The organism is Nocardia jiangxiensis NBRC 101359 (assembly GCF_000308615.1).
In the GTDB taxonomy this organism is placed as follows: Bacteria; Actinomycetota; Actinomycetes; order Mycobacteriales; family Mycobacteriaceae; genus Nocardia; species Nocardia jiangxiensis.
The window spans coordinates 81,135-96,191 of record NZ_BAGB01000172.1 but is presented as its reverse complement, the minus strand read 5'-3'; the positions used below and the strand labels follow the sequence as shown (position 1 = coordinate 96,191).

The window sequence follows — 15,057 nt, the reverse complement described above, 5'->3', positions numbered from 1 at the left end:
TGCTCGCCGGGTGCGGATACGGCAGGGGGAAACAGGAGATACCGTTGAGACTCCTCCGGCTCGGAGAGAAAGGAGCAGCTGCATGTCCGTGCACAAGACCGCGATCGTCGGCGGGGGCATCATCGGTCTGGCCGTGGCACGTGAGATCGTCCGCAACGCTCCCGACGCCGAGGTCACCGTTTTCGAGAAGGAGACGGCGGTGGGCACGCATCAGACCGGTCACAACAGTGGTGTGGTCCACGCGGGTCTGTACTACGAGCCGGGGAGTCTCAAGGCCGCGCTGTGCCGTCGCGGGGTAGGACTCCTCGAGGAATTCACACACCGCCACGACATCCGGTACGACAAGTGCGGGAAACTCGTGGTCGCCCAGAGTACCGAGGAGCAGGTGCGGCTGGGGGGCATCCACGAACGTGCTGTGGCCAACGGTGTTCCGGGGATCCGGATGATCTCGGGGGAGGAAATCCGGGACATCGAACCGAACGCACGCGGCCTCGCGGCACTGCACTCACCCGAGACGGCCATCGTGGATTACCCGGCGGTGGCGAGGGCCCTTGCCACCGAGATCGAGACGCCCGGCGGTACCGTCCGGCTCGGTCGTCGGGTGACCCGGATTCAGGAGCGCTCCGGTGAGGTTCTGGTGCACAGCGACGGCTCGGCGGAATCGTTCGATCTCGTGATCGCTTGTGCCGGACTGCAATCCGACCGGTTGGCGGTGTCCTCCGGTGAAGCCGCCTATCCGCGGATCGTGCCGTTCTACGGTGACTATTTCGTGCTCGATGCCGCGAAGACGGATCTGGTGAACGGGCTCATCTATCCGGTCCCCGACCCGAAGTACCCGTTCCTTGGCGTACACCTCACCCGCACTGTGGACGACACCGTCGTGCTGGGCCCCAACGCGTTCCTGTCCTTCGGTCGCGAGGCGTACCGCCGTGGCCGGATTTCGTTCCCGGACACCGTGAGTGCCATCGGATTTCCCGGATTCTGGCGATTCGCGGCGAGCAACATCCCCGCCGCGATCCGCGAGACGCGCACCGCGTTCAGCACCCGATCCTTCGTGGAACAGGCCCGGGCCTACGTCCCGGCCATCACGACGTCGGATGTGCACCGCGGACCGCGAGGAGTCCGGGCCCAGGCGATGAACCGCGACGGCAGTCTGGAAGACGATTTCGCCATCAGCGGCACCGCCCGAACCGTGCACGTGCGCAACGCCCCGTCGCCCGGCGCGACGTCCGCGCTGGCCATCGCCGAACACATCGTGCGAGAAGCGTTCGGCCGCTTGGATATGCCGATCCAGCGGTAGGGCGTGGCCGGAACCCTGCCGGATTTCCGGACGGATCCGCGACGCAGCTCAGGTATGGTCGGCCGATCGGATTCGGTGATGGTTCGCCAATGTTTGTGCCACAAGGATTTTCAGTGCCACCAGGGAGTGAGGGCGTCGAGGTGACGGCGCATGCGGTGCCGCGCCATCCCGGCGTCGCCCTGCAGGATCGCGTCGAGGATGCGGCCGTGCGCCTGTTCGACCTCGTCGGCGGCCCGCGCACCGGGCAGCGGTTGTTCGTTTCCGGCCGCGTGCCGTCGGAACAGTTCGGTGAGGATCGCCAGGAACAGCGACAGCACCGGATTGCCCGCCAGCGCGGCCAGTTCGGTGTGGAACCGATCGGCCTTGCGCGGATCCTCCGGCGGTCCCTCCGACGGCCAGCGCACGGCCCGGCCGAGCCGCTCGGCGGCCTCCGGATCGCCCTCGGCCAGGCGCTCGGTCACCCGGGCGACGACGCCGAGTTCGATGGCGTTGCGCACGGTCTGCAGATCCGCGGCGGTGACGCCCTGATACTCCAGGTACAGCGCCATCGTGTCCACGCTGGCCTGCGCTTCGGGTTCCGCGACGATCAGCCCGCCCCCCGGTCCGCGGCGCATCCGGGCCACCGAGTGGTACTCCAGCAGCCGCACCGCCTCCCGCAGCACCGCGCGGCTGACGCCGTAGCGGGCCAGCAGATCGGCCTCGGAGCCCAGCACCATGCCGACCTGCCAGCCGCGCGCGGCGATGTCCTCATGGATCCGGCCCGCGACGATTTCCGCGAGCTTGGCCCCGGGCCCCTCCACCACCTGGGGTTCGACCACCGCGCCCTTGATCCGGGAGGTGCGTCGCACGCGATGCTTCTCGATCCACGCGGCCACCGATTCCAGGTGCGCGGTCAGCTCGGTCTGGGCGCGTGCGCCGTCTCCCGCGATCACCGCGTCGGCGACGGCGCGGTGCGCCTCGTGCGCCACCGTCTTGGACTCCGCGACCTCCGCCTTCGACAGCCTGCGGGAGGTGTGCGCGTAGCGGGCGGTCAGGCGGGTGAGCACGTCGATGAACAACTGCAGCACCGCATTTCCGGACAATGTGCCCAGCATGAGATGCAGCGGGTCCTCGGAGGAGACCCCCGGATCCTCCCGGCGTGCGGACTCCTGCGCGAGGATCGCGCGCAGGGTTTCGATGCTCTCCTCGGTGATCCGCTCGGCCGCCAGGCCCGCCGCGATGGGCTCCAGCAGCAGCCGGGCCTCGAGCAGATCCGCGACGCTGGTGCCGACGTATTCCAGGTAGATGACGATGGCCCGGGTGGCGGGACCGGCGTCGGGTGCGCAGATGAACAGGCCGCCGTTGGGTCCGCGCCGCATCCGGGCGACCTGATGGTGTTCGACCAGCCGCACCGCCTCGCGCAGCACCGACCGGCTCACCCCGAACTGCTCGCGCAACCCGACTTCCGAACCCAGCGTCTCGCCGACCGGCCAGCCCTGCCGGATGACGGTTTCCTCGATGCGGTGCGCGATCTGGGCGGCCAGCTTGCCGCCCACGGCTTCGGTCTCGACACGCGGCTCGCCGTCTGCGGGCTCGGTCTCGATGGCAGTCGCCATGGACACTCCTCGGGGTGGTTTGCGGATGCTCAGTGTAGTCAGCGGAGCGACCGAGGCGGGCGTGACGTGTGGTCCGCTGGTGAGACGAGTTGGATTACGGGCCACTGTTTCGCCGGGCCGAGATGACTGTTCGGGTCGAACTCGACGACGGCCACGCGTTCGCCTACGACGGCGAGGTCCCCGCTGAGCTGGCCGGCGCGGCCCGGGAGGACTTTGTTGGCACGTCCCGAGCGGGCGATTGCCGTAGAGTGACCGTCGGATCAGTCTTTTCCCAAGTCCCGCAGAGGAAGTCACCGTGTCGCTGACTGTACTGGATCCGCATTCGGCCCTGATCGTCATCGATCTACAGAAGGGCGTCGCGGCGTTGCCCCTGGCACATCCGGTCGCCGAGGTGGCGGGCAATGCGGCTCGGCTGGCCGAGGCGTTCCGGTCGCGGAAGCTGCCGGTGATCCTGGTCCGCGCCACCGGCATGGCTCCGGGACGCACCGAACGATCGCTGAGCAGGCCCGACGGTCCGCGCCCACCGGCCGATGCGGCGGACCTCATCCCGGAGTTGAATCGGCAGGACTCCGACTACGAGCTGGTCAAGCAGGCTTGGGGCGCATTCATGAACCCGGAACTGGACCGGCTGCTGCGGGAACTGGAGGTCACCCAGGTCGTGGTGATCGGTATCGCGACGAGTTTCGGCGTCGAGTCCACGGCGCGCCAGGCGTACGAGCACGGCTACCACGTCACCCTGGCCACCGATGCGATGACGGATTTCAGCGTCGAGGCGCACGAGGGCAGCGTCAGCCGGATCTTCCCGTCCCTCGGCGAAACCGGGACTACCGAGGAGATCCTCGCCCTGCTCGAGCAGACCTCCGCGACGGCCTGAGTTCAGGCGTTCTCGAGATAGGCCAGCACCGCCAGGACGCGGCGGTGCCCACTGTCGGTCGGTGGCAGTCCCAGCTTCTGGAAGACGTTGCCGATGTGTTTGCTGACCGCACGCTCGGTGACCACCAGGGTTGTCGCGATGGTCGTATTGTCGTGTCCGGCGGCCATCAGTTCGAGCACTTCGCGTTCGCGCGGCGTCAGCGAGTCCAAAGGCGAGTTCTTGCGTCGGGTGAGCAACTGGCTCACCACCTCCGGATCCAGCGCGGTGCCCCCGGCCGCGACCCGTTCGAGCGCGTCCAGGAATTCGTCGACCCGGCCGACCCGGTCCTTGAGCAGATAGCCGATCCCGGCCGCGCCGCCACCGAGAAGCTCTGTGGCATAAGCGTGTTCGACGTACTGGGACAGCACGAGCACCGGCAGCTCCGGCAGTTCGGATCGGGCGGCGAGTGCGGCGCGCAGCCCCTCGTCTCGGAAGTCGGGCGGCATGCGCACATCGAGAACCGCGATATCGGGCCGATGTTCGCGCAGCGCGGGCAGGATCTCCGGACCGCTACCCGCGACAGCCGCCACCTCGTGTCCGGCGGAGGTCAGCAGCAACACCAGACCTTCACGTAACAGCGCGTTGTCCTCGGCGATCACCACACGCACGGCAACTCCACCTCGATCACGGTCGGGCCCCCGTCGGGGCTGGTGAGCGAAAACGTGCCGTCCAGCGCGGCGATGCGACGGCGCATCCCGGCCAGGCCGGAGCCGCCCGGCGTGCTGCCGGTGTCCGGCGGCCTCTCCTGCGCGCCGCCGACGCCGTCGTCGCGCACCGACACCTGCAATCCGCGCGGCACGTGCGTAAGGGTCACTTCGGCATGCCTGGCCCCGCTGTGTTTGGCCGCGTTCGTCAACGCTTCTGCGACAACGAAATACGCGGCAGCTTCGAGTGCCGCGGGTGCGCGTGCGGTGTCGAGTGCGCGATCGGCGTCCACGGTGACCTCCAGTCCGTTGTCGGCTGCCAGCGCCCGGACCGCGCCGGGTAGACCGCGATCGGTGAGGATCGGCGGGTGGATGCCGCGCACGATGTGGCGCAGTTCCGCCAATGCCTGTTCGACCTGCTGCTGTGCGTGATCGAGCATGGTTCGCGCGGCGACCGGGTCGTTGTCGAGGGCGCGTCCGGCCAGGCCGATCCGCATGCCGAGGGAGACCAGCCGGGCCTGGGTGCCGTCGTGCAGATCGCGTTCGATGCGCCGCAGCTCCGCCTCGTGGGCGGCGATCGCGCCCGCTCGCGTCTGGGTCAGTTCGGCCACCCGTGCGGCCAGCAGCGCTTTGGGCGGTGGCTGGAGCAGCCGCCGCGACCATTCGGCATCCAGATCTGCCACCCGGCTGATCAGCGGCAGAACGACAGCCGTCCGGCCGAGTAGTCCACACCACACGCCGTCGACGAGGATCCCGGCTATCCAGAGCGGAATCACCACGACGGCCAGCAGCCCGTAGACGTAGTACGCCACCATCCACCGCAGATCCGAGAACGCGGTGGAGTCGTGGCGGACCGCGCGCAGGCTCTCCCGCAGCGAGCCCTCGATCGGCTGATACGCCTCCGGAACCGGAGTGCCGGTCCACGCCGTGACCTGCCGTCGTTTGGCGCCCGCGAACCGCCGCACCAGAGTGACGGTCACCGGCAATATGCCGATGCCGACGATCACCACCGCGCCGGCCACCGTGAGCAGCAGGACGGTGATGAACAGATAATTGCCGATCGCCAGCGCGGCGGCATCGGCCAGCTGCAGGGTTGCCCGCGCCGCCTGTCGCACTGTCCTTCGCATGAGCTCAGGCTATGCGAGCGCGAGCCGCAATCCGGTGAAGTCCGGTACCGACCGGAGGTGTAGCCCGCTACACCACGGACTCGGGATCGCGCTCCCTCGTCGCGCGAGGCGAGAAACGGAATCGTTCACCGCAGACATTCACCACCCTCGATTCCGAAGGACCCGTCATGAAATCGCTGCTCGCCAAGAAGTCCACGCTCTGGTTCCTGTTCCTGTTCAACGCCGCGGTCGCCCTGGCCGTCGGGTTCGCCCCGGTCGCCGAGGCCGTCGGTGCGGCCGGGATCCAGCAGGTGGTCACCTGCGCGGGCATGGGTGCGGTCGCGCTGGGCGCGGGGTCGGCGCTGTGGCTGCGCCGGGCCCGCCCGGCCTGATCCGCACTACGCCCGGTGCGGGACGGCGCGAAGGATGTTGCGCGCGATGATATTTCGTTGGATCTGGTTGATGCCCTCGCCGACCGTCTCCATGACCGCGACATGGGATCGGAATCTGCGGCACCGATGTGACCTTCCTGCACATGGGCGGCACGCCCATCGGCGCGCTCGGCAATCCACTCGGCGGGGGCGCCTCGACGAGGCGAGTGAAGCGTGCCAAAAATGACGACTGAAGCGTATCATTAACCTGCTTCGTCACTGTGCGCGATGCCCGAGATCGTGCTGAAAGTATTTGGGAGACAACATCTTGCCCATCGATTCGACTCTTCCCGTCGCGGTCGTCACCGGTGCCAGCTCCGGGATCGGCAGGTCCACCGCAGGGCGGCTGGCCGCACTCGGCTGGCAGGTGATCGGCGTCGGCCGTGATCCGGGACGCTGTGCCGGGCCGAACTCGCCAACATCCTGTTCACCCGCGAGCTGGCCCGTCGCGAGCGGGCGGCCGGAATCGTCGCGCAGGCAATGCATCCCGGCGTGGTAGCGAGCAATTTCGCCGCGCACGGGAATGCGGGAATGCAGGCGCACATGGCCGCGGCCGATACCGTCTCGCCCGACGAGCCGGCGCGCACGCTGGTGTGGCTGGCCACCTCGGACGAGGGCGGCCGCGCGGGCGGGCGGTACTTCCACAACGAGGCCGAGGAGACACCTGCTCCCGCCGCGCAGGATGATGCCGCCGCGGCCCAACTGTGGATCGAGAGCGAGAAAGTGCTCGCCGGACTTGGCTTCCAGGGCGATGCGCTGCCCGGGCCCGATCGGTCTGGCACTCGACTGTGGTGAGTGCTAACTTGGGTGGTGCACAGCTCACGGCGCTCACCGCCGTGGTGGGCGCCATCGTCGCCACGGAGGTGATTTCTGTGCTGAGGTTCGATCCATTCCACGACATCGACACCGTCGCTCGTCAACTTCTCGGCGAAACCGTCGGATCCACGCGTGCTCCACGATTCATGCCGATGGACCTGTTCAAAGCGGGGGATCATTATGTGCTCAACGCCGACCTGCCGGGTGTGGACCCGGGTTCGATCGATGTCAATGTCGACAACGGCACGCTGACGTTGCAGGCCCGACGCAGTCTGCCCAGTGACGAACATGTGCAATGGGTGGCATCGGAGCGTTTCGCCGGCAGCTACATGCGGCAACTGTCGCTCAGCGACGGTATCGACACCGACAACATCAGCGCCACCTACAACGACGGGGTCCTGTCGGTGACCCTGCCGATCGCCGAGAAAGCCCAACCCCGCCGGATCAGCATCACCGGAGCCGGGGATTCCGCCAAGACGATCGAGGCAGGCAAGTCCTGACGACATCGGTGTGGCGGCAGGTGGCCGCCACACCGAATCCTTCTACCGCTCGTACAGAGCTTGGAACCGCCTCAGTGCGCTGTTCGGGTTCACCGCGAGTTCCCCGGATTGCGCCGGGACTTACGGCTGCGCAGCACGAATACCGCGCCGATGATCAGTGCCAGCAACACCACCGGGACCGCGATGAGGACAGCGAGGATCACCGGCGATATTCCGTCGTCGGACTCCGGCGACGCCGACACCGTCGACTGCCCGCTCCCGCCGCCCGACTTGGCGGGATCGGTCGACGAGTGCGTCGCATTCTCGCCGAAAGTGCCGTTTGCCGTGGATGATTCGTAATGCGGTCCCGGTTCGGGCTGCCCTGCCACGGTCAGGTCCAAGCGAATCGGCACGGGCCCGCCGACTCCTTCGGTTCGGGACGGGCCGACGGAGACGGCTATGTAGTACCAGCCGGCCAGGCTCTGCTCCTTGCCGGCCGTGGGCCTTGCGTCGCGGTTGCGGTAGCGCACGGGCAGGGTTGCGAAAGCGGGATGAACTGTCGGCAGACTGTCCGGGTCACCGTCGAAGGAGCCGAAATCGTGGTCGATCTTCTCGCGTACAGGTGTGTACAGCGTGGAGGTGATATTGGATACGCCATCGAGCCCGTGCCTGCCCGAGTCGAGGAAGTTCACCCGGTACGCCAGGCCCTGCCCCCAATCCAGCTCGACTCGATAGAACACGAACTCCCCGCGCTGCACGGTATCGGTGTAGCTGCCGGAACCGTTCAATATCGTTGCGGCATTGAATGATCCACCGCCTGAGACCGGCGCGGGCGTTCCGGTGGGCGCGGTGAAGACCGTGGGTGTCGTCGAGGACGCCGCGCCCGCATCGGTGACGGCCGGCTCGATTCCGAACAGCAGCTCGATCGGCACCCGCTGGGGCATGTTGTCCGCGACGCCGTGCCACTCGGGCGCGAAGTAGTAGCGCCCGCCGCCACGGCACTGGTCCGCCGAACCGCCGGTCGCCGACTTCGTCTTCGTTGCGCCGTCCCAAGCCTTGGTGACGGTGAGAGCCACTCCGTTGCCGGTGTTCACCACCTGCTCGAACTGGAATACGTTGCAGTCCTGGCCATCGGCGCCGTAGACCCGCAGATACAGCACGCTGTTGTCGTTGGCGCCGCTCGGCTGCCGAACATGGGGGAACGCCGTCGTCGCACTGAAATACGCCATTGCGCCCTGCGGGACATCCATGGCGTAGAACCTGGTCTCGCGCTGGCCGATCGTGTCCAGATACTGACCGGGTGTCGCGGTCGGTGCGTCCCGATAGGTCGCGGTGCCGGAAATCGGCGTGCCGATCGGTTTGTAGGTGCGCAAGGCCGTCTGGGTGACGCGCGGAAGTATCCGTTCGAGAGATTTGCCGTCGATCGCGTCGGTGTAGGTACCGCCGGTCTTCTGGGCGATACAGGTCAGCTGGTCGCGCGATGCCGCGTCGACACCGAATCCGATGGCGTGCACGACGATTGTCGCGCCTTGGCGATTCAGCTCCTGGGCGACCTCGCACGGATCCGGTGGGGCGCAGGTGTCTTCGCCATCGGACACCAGCACGATCGAACGCGGACCCGATTTCGGCAGCGCCTCGGCCGCCTTGCGCAGCGAGGTCCCGATGGGGGTGTATCCGCTGGCGTGGATCTGGTCGACCGCGGAATTCAATGCGGCTTTGTCGATGGTGTCGGCGTCGCGCAGCGTCCGCACATCCGCGCAACCGGCCGACTTCTCCGCATCCGAGGATCCGGTTCCGGTCCCGTACACGGTCAGGCCGACCTTCGCCTCGGCCGGCGCCGCGCTCACGAATGTGTGCACGGCCGCCTTGGCGGCATCCATCTTGGTGCCACCACCGGGGTCGGCCGCCTGCATGGAGCCGGACGCGTCCAGCACGAGCATCGTCGGCGCGTATCCGGATTTATCCTCTTGGGCCTGTACCGGCGCCACCACCAGCGACAGAGCCGCGGCCGCGGCCGCAACCGTCAGTAGCTTCGTGAATCTCGACATACTCCCCAACAACTGGTCGTGAAATTGTGCATTGGGGACATACCGTACAGTCGGCCGAGGGGATCATCGCCGACAGTGGGAATACGCTTCCCGGTAGTGGGAATTGCCGAGGATCGAAGTACCGGCCGGGCCCGATCTCGGTAGCTGGGCTACCGCTGCCCAACCGGCACAACGAATGACGAACGGACCAGTAGAGCCCGCCGTCCACCCGGATCAGCGATCCGGTCGTGTAACTGGAGGCCGGGCTCGCCAAATGCAGTGCGGTGCCGACTATTTCGGAGGGATCACCTGGGCGTCCCAGGGCGCTGCGGGTGATTTGCCGCTTCTCGGGGCCGATGCCTTGGAGATATCGGTGAGAAACGGTCCGGCGGAGATGGTGTTGACGCGGACCTTCGGGCCGTACTCCATGGCGAAAACCGTTGTCAGGGCGTTGAGTGCGGCCTTGGCGCCGACGTACGGGCCGAATCTGGGCTGGGGGAACAGGGCACCCGAGGAGGAGATGTTGATGATCGAGCCGCCCTCGCCGTCGGCCATCCGGCGGCCCACCAGGGAGCCCAACCGCGGAGGTCGACGCCGGGTTCGAGGATGCGGTTCGCGAGGCCGAGCGCGGCTGTCCGGAGCGCGCCATCGTACTCGGGTGACTCGCCACGTTGCCGGGGTGATGATCGAATCATTCACCCCGGCAGCGTGTTTCATACACTGCTCACGGCCTTGGCCATGGCCGTGAGCGCCTGGTCGCGCGGCATGGCCAGGAGTTGTTCGAACTGTCGCCGGTAGTGCTCGCTGGGCACGTGCGTCGGCCCGTGCCGCAGGTGTTCCAGTGCCGAGGCGGCGACGTCGTCGGGGGACATCAGATCGTGCAGGTCGGCGGGATCGATGCCCTGCAGTCGCGGAGCCTCGGTGTCGGTCGCGCCGGGGCACAGCGTCAGGACGTCCAGACCCAGCGGAGTCAGCTCACCCCACAGGGCTTCGCCGAGCGCGGTCATATACGCCTTGCTCGCCGAATAGCCTGCGGAGAACGGGCATCCGAGGAATCCCTCGACCGAACTGGTGAACAGGATTCCGCCGCGTCCGCGCTGTTTCAGGTGCGGGATGAGCCCGTGCGCGAGTTGGGTGGGAGTGTGGCAGTTCACGGTCATCATGTCCGTGAGGGTTCCGGCCTCGCCGAGTTCGAACGCGCCCTTCACTCCGAATCCGGCGTTGCTGACCAGCAGTCCGACGTCGAGGGTGGCGACTGCGTCCACGATCCCGGCCGCGGCCGTCGGATCGGCCAGGTCGGCCTGCTGCGCCGTGACCCGGACGCCGTGCGCGCTGCTCAGTTCCTCGGCGAGCTGCTGCAATCTGTCCAGGCGGCGAGCGACCAGCACGAGATCCAGCTTGCGCGTTGCCAATTGGGTCGCGAACGAGCGGCCGATGCCCGAGGATGCGCCGGTGATCACCGCGACCGGTCCGTAGCGGTGTGCGAAATCGTCCATGTCGGTCCTCATCTGTTCGATGGTTCGGAGGTCTGTGGCTGCTGACGAGGCGGTGTCGGGTCGGACGGGTCGTCCGTCGGCCGATCCGAACCGGTGTGTCATATGCACGCTACATGTATCATGCATAGGTGCAAGGGTGGATTCGCCTGTCGACCGCTGCTATGGTCTGCCATTTTCTGTAGATCAGTACTCTGATTGTGTTGGGTTGTCGAGCCTGCAGTCGCCCACCTCTTCGATAAATGCTTGATCTCTGGTGTTCGGCTCCGAAATCATCCAGAATCAGGATCATGAATCTCCGCTCATCGCGCGGAGGGTCGAAGGAAGGATGGCTCGGTGGCCAAGGCGTATGTGATCGTGACCGAAGACGTGCATGACGAGGCGGGCATGACCGCGTACGAGCGGGCAGCGGGAGCATCGATGATGGATGGCGGTGTCTCGGTGCTGTCGGTCGATTCGAATCCGGAGGTCCTGGAGGGCTCGTGGCACGGCACCCGGACGGTCGTGTTGGAGTTCGCCTCGGTGGAGGCCGCGCACGCCTGGTACGACTCGGAGAGCTATCGGCAGGCCAAGCCGCTGCGGCAGGCCGCGGCCGATTGCAATGCGGTCATCGTGGCGGGTATCGAAGTGCCGCACCATGAATGAGTTCGAATCCGGCGCTGACCGGTGGACCGGCGCATGACGGGGCTCGAAGATCGTCGCTACCGAGGAGTTCGATGATGACCGCTGGTGATACCCGGCCGGTGCTGCGGCTGCCGGCCCGGGAGATCCCGGTGCCGGAGTCGGTCAGCGCGCAGGCGCAGGCGGTGCTGGCGCTCGGCCGGATCGCACCCGAACCGCAGTGGCCGCCACTGGACGATCCGGATGCCTGGCGGGCACTGATCGCCGAACTCGAGGGCGCCACACTGCGGATGGCGCCCGGGTCGGGTGCGACCGCCGAGGTCGAGCAGATCACGGTCGGGCAGGCCCGGGTGTACGCGATCACCCCGGACGGCATCGCACCGGACGACCGTCGCGTCTACCTGGAAATCCACGGTGGCGGATTCGTCCAGGGCGGCGGTGAGATCTGCCGGATCCGTGGCATCGACAACGCGTATCGGGTGGGTGTTCGTTCGTGGTCGGTGGATTACCGGATGCCGCCGGATCATCCCTTCCCCGCGGCATTGGACGACTGCCTGGCTGCCTACCGTGCCCTGCTGGCGCAGCGGTCGCCGGAGGAGATCGTGGTCGGCGGCGTCTCCGCGGGCGCGAACCTGGCCGCCGCGACGGTGCTGCGCGCCCGCGACGAGGGACTGCCGAGGCCCGCGGGAGTCGTATTGGCAACGCCCCCATCGGATCTGAGCGGATCCGGTGACACCTGGCAGACCAACCTGGGGTTGGATAATCTGCTCGGCTCGGCCATGCCTCTACAGCTGTACGCCGCCGGTCAGGACCTGCGCGACCCGTATCTGTCGCCGGTATTCGCCGACTTCCACCGGGGCTTCTCGCCGACCCTCCTGCTGTCGGGCACCCGCGACGTGCTGCTGTCCGACACCGTCCGCCTGCATCGTGCCCTGCGCGCCGCCGACATCCCCGCCGACCTGCACGTCTGGGAAGCCGCGGGACACGGCGGTTTCCTGGGCCGCGCCCCGGAGGACGACGAACGCACCCGGGAGATCCGCCGTTTCCTCGCGACCTGCTGGAAGACCCAGCCGGTTCGACCGTGAGGTGATCCGGGGCCGATGACGGCCCCGGCGCTCGGTCTCGACCGGAAGGTCCAGGTGCCCGCGTCAGCCCATCGTCTTGGCGCCGTCGATGGCCTCGCGAATGATGTCGGCATGGCCGGCGTGCTGGGCGGTCTCGGCGATGATGTGCAGCAGCACCCGCCGGACCGTCCAATGGGTCTCCTGGGACCACGGCGCCGCGGGCAGTTCGTGGACGGCGTCCAGATCGGGTGCGGTGGCGACGATTTGGTCGGTGTGCGCGGCGGCCTCCGCGTAGGCGGCGAGAATATCGGCCAGGGTGTCACCCGGTAGCATCCGGAACTCGTCGGCGCGCCGGGCGAAGTCCTCCTCGGTCATATCCTCGAAATCCTTCATCGCCGACCTGCCCTGCACGATGAAGTCCGCCCAGCCGCGTTCCACCGCGGACACGTGCTTGATCAGGCCGCCCAGGCACAACTCGCTGGACGTCGGGCGCAGCGCGAGCTGCTCGTCCGACAGCTCGCGAACGGTGAAACGCAGGAAGTACCGAGCCTGGGCGAGCTCCGCGAGCAGGTCCACGCGCTCGCCGGTGAGTGCGTTGCCGGTCTTCGGGGTGCTCAGGGTGGCGTGGTCGGCCATGGTGTTCGTCCTCCGTGTGATCGGTGTTGTTCGGTTCGAGGACAACGCTATGACCCATAGCGGTCACTTTTTGACCTAAAGGAAACCCATAATCGAAATATGGCGAATACGAGCACGCGGACGCTCCGCCTGCTGTCCCTGTTGCAGACGCACAAGTACTGGCCCGGCCTCGAACTGGCCGAGCGGCTCGAGGTGTCGGCGCGAACCCTGCGCCGGGACGTGGATCGGCTACGGGCGCTGGGTTATCCGGTGGAGGCGCGCCGCGGGTCGGACGGCGGCTATCAGCTCGCCGCGGGCGCCGCGCTGCCGCCGTTGATGGTCGACGACGAAGAGGCGGTCGCGCTGGTGGTCGGTCTGCAGGCCGCCACGGGGACGACCGCGCCCGGCGTGGCGGAGGCGTCGGTGCGCGCGCTGGCCAAGCTGGTGCAGGTGATGCCGCCGCGGCTGCGCCGCCGGGTGCAGGCCGTCCGGGCGATGACCATCGCGGGCGGTTGGAGCGGTCAGCCCGGTCCGGCCGTCGATACCGGTGTGCTCACCACGATCGCCCTGGCCTGCCGCGACACCGAACGGCTCCGTTTCGGCTACACCGCCGCCGATGGCCGCCGGACCGATCGGCACGTGGAACCACATCGGCTGGTTTCGTTGGGTCGGCGGTGGTATTTCGTGGCCTACGACCTGACCCGCCACGACTGGCGCAGTTTCCGGGTGGACCGGGTCGCCGATTCCGAAACCGACGGTTCCCGTTTCCTGCCCCGCGATCTCCCGGCGGCCGACGCCGCCGAGTTCGTCCGGTCCGGCATGGACAATCTGCCCGGACTCCATCGGGTCGAGGCGCTGGTGGATGCCCCCGCCGACACGATCCGCGAACGGATCGGCCGCTGGTGCACCATCGAAGAACTCGATCCCGAGCACTGCCGGATCTCGATAACCGCCGACTCGCTGGACTGGGCGACCATGGCCCTGGGTGTGGTCGACGCCGAGTTCCGTATCCTGCATCCCCCGGAACTGATTGCGCACGTACAGAATTGGGCCGATCGCTTCCAGCGCGCGTCGAGCGCCGACGTTACGGAAGGGCAGTCGCGGAGTCCGGGAAGATCTGCCACCCCAAAGACAACGCGTCCAGCAGATTCCGTTTGAACGTGCGCGCGGTGCGGCTGTCGCCGGCGCGGGGTCGCAGGTTTTCCCGAATCACCTGCACGAATCGCCAGCGGGTGATGCCGAAGTTCACCAGCAGCTCATCGGCGCTCGCTCCGCCGAACGGTGCCCACTGGATCGCGAAGCGGATCAATGCCTTCGCATCGGCGTCGAGCGATCTGGACTTCGCCAGGAAATCGCACTGGTGCAGGCAGGATCGGACCCAGATCGGGTCGCAGGGTCTCTCGCCGGTCATCTCGGTCATCGGTGTGTTTCCCTTTCGAACGTCGGTATGTCGGATCGGTGGTTCATCGGGCTCGTCCGGCACGGCCGGGTCGGTCGAACGGATCGTGAACACCGGGAATCGGTCGCGGGCCGCATCGGGCGTGAACTGCACTCGCACCGGCCCCTCCGACGGCGCGGGGACTTCGCCGTCGATCGTCGTGTACATCCACGGACCGTCGTCGAGTTCGATGATGGCCATCGTGGATGTCTCCCACTCGTCGGAATCGGCGTGGTTGCGCGGCCGGTGCACGACCTTCCACGACACGATCGAGCCCTCGCCGGATGAGATCACCCATTCCAGCGCGGTGGACCGGCACCCCGTGCAGGTGACGATCATCGGAGCGAGCCGCAATCCGCAGGTGAGACAGTGCCGGATCAGCAATGCTCCGTCACGGTGCCGAACGGCAGCATCATCGGTGGATCGTGGCTGGTTCGGTTCGTGATGTTCCATCAGGGGTCCTGCAGTGAGCGCGGCGACAAAATATCCAGAAAAAGAATGCGATCCAGAACACA

The 15,057-nt window shown here is 67.4% G+C and carries 17 protein-coding genes and 1 pseudogene; 9 read left to right on the top strand and 9 right to left on the bottom strand.

What is annotated here, in order from left to right:
• Nucleotides 1-82: 82 nt before the first annotated feature.
• Nucleotides 83-1,300, top strand: coding sequence for an L-2-hydroxyglutarate dehydrogenase (lhgD, locus tag ON40_RS44990; protein WP_040831943.1), 1,218 nt, complete (start codon nt 83-85; stop codon nt 1,298-1,300).
• A gap of 110 nt (nt 1,301-1,410) precedes the next feature.
• On the opposite strand, the gene ON40_RS44985 is transcribed toward lhgD, so the two are convergent.
• Nucleotides 1,411-2,895, bottom strand: a complete 1,485-nt coding sequence (locus ON40_RS44985; protein WP_040831942.1) for a FadR/GntR family transcriptional regulator — start codon at nt 2,893-2,895, stop codon at nt 1,411-1,413.
• Nucleotides 2,896-3,190: 295 nt separating this feature from the next.
• Here ON40_RS44985 and ON40_RS44980 point away from each other — a divergent pair, with 295 nt between their 5' ends.
• Nucleotides 3,191-3,769: an isochorismatase family protein gene (locus tag ON40_RS44980; RefSeq protein WP_040831940.1), complete on the top strand. Its 579-nt coding sequence runs from the start codon at nt 3,191-3,193 to the stop codon at nt 3,767-3,769.
• 2 nt (nt 3,770-3,771) lie between these two features.
• Here the strand turns inward: ON40_RS44980 and ON40_RS44975 are convergent, their stop codons facing one another.
• The gene (locus tag ON40_RS44975) at nt 3,772-4,416 is read right to left on the bottom strand and encodes a response regulator transcription factor (protein ID WP_040831939.1); all 645 of its coding nucleotides are present in this window, start codon (nt 4,414-4,416) and stop codon (nt 3,772-3,774) included.
• The gene (locus ON40_RS44970) at nt 4,404-5,579 is read right to left on the bottom strand and encodes a sensor histidine kinase (RefSeq protein WP_040831937.1); all 1,176 of its coding nucleotides are present in this window, start codon (nt 5,577-5,579) and stop codon (nt 4,404-4,406) included. The genes ON40_RS44975 and ON40_RS44970 overlap by 13 nt, the downstream gene beginning before the upstream one ends.
• Nucleotides 5,580-5,746: 167 nt before the next feature.
• Between ON40_RS44970 and ON40_RS44965 the strand changes: the two genes are divergently transcribed.
• The 4 genes and pseudogenes from ON40_RS44965 (at nt 5,747) to ON40_RS44950 (ending at nt 7,305) form a co-directional block, all read left to right on the top strand.
• Entirely contained in the window at nt 5,747-5,950 is a 204-nt protein-coding gene (locus ON40_RS44965) for a hypothetical protein (protein ID WP_040831936.1), read from the top strand.
• A 313-nt stretch (nt 5,951-6,263) separates the two neighbouring features.
• A pseudogene (locus ON40_RS56455) lies at nt 6,264-6,392 on the top strand (SDR family NAD(P)-dependent oxidoreductase); the annotation flags it as partial.
• An 89-nt stretch (nt 6,393-6,481) separates the two neighbouring features.
• Nucleotides 6,482-6,784, top strand: a complete 303-nt coding sequence (locus ON40_RS54195) for a hypothetical protein (RefSeq protein WP_218008990.1) — start codon at nt 6,482-6,484, stop codon at nt 6,782-6,784.
• Nucleotides 6,785-6,861: 77 nt separating this feature from the next.
• Complete coding sequence (locus ON40_RS44950; RefSeq protein ID WP_040832112.1) at nt 6,862-7,305, top strand: Hsp20/alpha crystallin family protein; 444 nt, start codon at nt 6,862-6,864, stop codon at nt 7,303-7,305.
• Between the two features lie 89 nt (nt 7,306-7,394).
• Here ON40_RS44950 and ON40_RS44945 read toward each other — a convergent pair whose 3' ends face one another.
• From ON40_RS44945 to ON40_RS44935, 4 genes are all read right to left on the bottom strand, one after another.
• A complete protein-coding gene (locus ON40_RS44945; RefSeq protein WP_040831933.1) occupies nt 7,395-9,332 on the bottom strand; it encodes a vWA domain-containing protein in 1,938 nt (645 codons plus the stop codon).
• On the bottom strand, nt 9,244-9,606 hold the full coding sequence (locus ON40_RS55680) for a hypothetical protein (RefSeq protein ID WP_281033134.1): 363 nt from the start codon (nt 9,604-9,606) through the stop codon (nt 9,244-9,246). The genes ON40_RS44945 and ON40_RS55680 overlap by 89 nt, the downstream gene beginning before the upstream one ends.
• Entirely contained in the window at nt 9,603-9,890 is a 288-nt protein-coding gene (locus ON40_RS55675) for an SDR family NAD(P)-dependent oxidoreductase (protein WP_281033131.1), read from the bottom strand. Before ON40_RS55675 ends, ON40_RS55680 begins: the two co-directional genes overlap by 4 nt.
• 134 nt (nt 9,891-10,024) lie before the next feature.
• The gene (locus tag ON40_RS44935; protein WP_040831932.1) at nt 10,025-10,819 is read right to left on the bottom strand and encodes an SDR family NAD(P)-dependent oxidoreductase; all 795 of its coding nucleotides are present in this window, start codon (nt 10,817-10,819) and stop codon (nt 10,025-10,027) included.
• Between the two features lie 321 nt (nt 10,820-11,140).
• Between ON40_RS44935 and ON40_RS44930 the strand changes: the two genes are divergently transcribed.
• Nucleotides 11,141-11,449: a DUF1330 domain-containing protein gene (locus tag ON40_RS44930; RefSeq protein WP_040831931.1), complete on the top strand. Its 309-nt coding sequence runs from the start codon at nt 11,141-11,143 to the stop codon at nt 11,447-11,449.
• Between the two features lie 74 nt (nt 11,450-11,523).
• Nucleotides 11,524-12,510, top strand: coding sequence for an alpha/beta hydrolase (locus ON40_RS44925; protein WP_040831930.1), 987 nt, complete (start codon nt 11,524-11,526; stop codon nt 12,508-12,510).
• A 63-nt stretch (nt 12,511-12,573) separates the two neighbouring features.
• On the opposite strand, the gene ON40_RS44920 is transcribed toward ON40_RS44925, so the two are convergent.
• Complete coding sequence (locus ON40_RS44920; protein WP_051194565.1) at nt 12,574-13,125, bottom strand: DinB family protein; 552 nt, start codon at nt 13,123-13,125, stop codon at nt 12,574-12,576.
• 99 nt (nt 13,126-13,224) lie between these two features.
• Between ON40_RS44920 and ON40_RS44915 the strand changes: the two genes are divergently transcribed.
• Nucleotides 13,225-14,262, top strand: coding sequence for a helix-turn-helix transcriptional regulator (locus ON40_RS44915; RefSeq protein WP_083896423.1), 1,038 nt, complete (start codon nt 13,225-13,227; stop codon nt 14,260-14,262).
• Here ON40_RS44915 and ON40_RS55330 read toward each other — a convergent pair.
• Nucleotides 14,189-14,995, bottom strand: a complete 807-nt coding sequence (locus ON40_RS55330; RefSeq protein ID WP_245568274.1) for a Zn-ribbon domain-containing OB-fold protein — start codon at nt 14,993-14,995, stop codon at nt 14,189-14,191. The two genes, ON40_RS44915 and ON40_RS55330, sit on opposite strands and share 74 nt — an antisense overlap.
• Nucleotides 14,996-15,057 lie beyond the last annotated feature (62 nt).